1 pseudogene is annotated in these 357 nt (G+C 79.8%); it reads right to left on the bottom strand.

Annotation, left to right across the window (positions count from 1 at the left end):
- Positions 1–118: 118 nt before the first annotated feature.
- A pseudogene (locus GTW40_RS33085) lies at positions 119–357 on the bottom strand (HAD family hydrolase); the annotation flags it as partial.

Genomic DNA, 357 nt, shown 5'->3' on the forward strand with positions numbered 1-357 from the left:
GGCGCGTCCCAGCGCCGCGATCCCGGCGCCGCATCCACCGCCCCCGCCGACGCCACACACGCGGCACCCCCGCCGCAACGCACCGAACCACCGGCCCGGACCGCCGACCCACCGGCCCCTACGGACGCACCTCAGCCGAAGCAGGGGCCGCCGAAGCCGAAGCAGCACCGGGGGCCGAGGCCGGACCCGGCACCGCCGCACCTACCCCCGCACCCACCGCCCCCAGGAACTCGCGAAGAATCCGCTCCCCCGCCAGCACCCCCCGGTCCGGCAGCGCGTCGACCGTCGGCGCCGTCCAGCCCGCCTCGGCCAGCTCCCCGTGCCCCGGCCGCCACGCGCGGTCGGCGGCGAGCAGCA

It is taken from the genome of Streptomyces sp. SID4985, from assembly GCF_009863025.1.
Lineage (GTDB): Bacteria > Actinomycetota > Actinomycetes > Streptomycetales > Streptomycetaceae > Streptomyces.